The organism is Achromobacter sp. GbtcB20, from assembly GCF_019091095.1.
Lineage (GTDB): Bacteria > Pseudomonadota > Gammaproteobacteria > Burkholderiales > Burkholderiaceae_B > Achromobacter > Achromobacter mucicolens.
The window spans coordinates 1-258 of sequence record NZ_JAGXJZ010000639.1 but is presented as its reverse complement, the minus strand read 5'-3'; the positions used below and the strand labels follow the sequence as shown (position 1 = coordinate 258).

The following is a 258-nucleotide window of genomic DNA, read 5'->3' as shown; positions in this document are numbered from 1 at the left end:
ATGTAGGCCGCGGCGAACATGATGATCGCGACCTGCGCGCGCAACAGCTTGGCGATGGTGAGGCCTTCCGGCGGAAAAAGCGGCAGCATGAGCGACGACATGAACAGCAGGCTGATGAGCGGCACGCCGCGGATCAGCGCGATGTACACGACGCACAGCGCCTTGATCGCCGGCATCTTCGTGCGCCGGCCCAAGGCCAGCAGCACGCCGATCGGAAGCGCGAAGGAGATGCCGAACGTGGACAGCATGAGCGTCAGC

The 258-nt window shown here is 64.7% G+C and carries 1 protein-coding gene; it reads right to left on the bottom strand.

What is annotated here, in order from left to right:
• A partial coding sequence (locus tag KVT32_RS30540; RefSeq protein ID WP_217619481.1) for an ABC transporter permease subunit occupies positions 1 to 258 on the bottom strand: 258 nt, incomplete at both ends.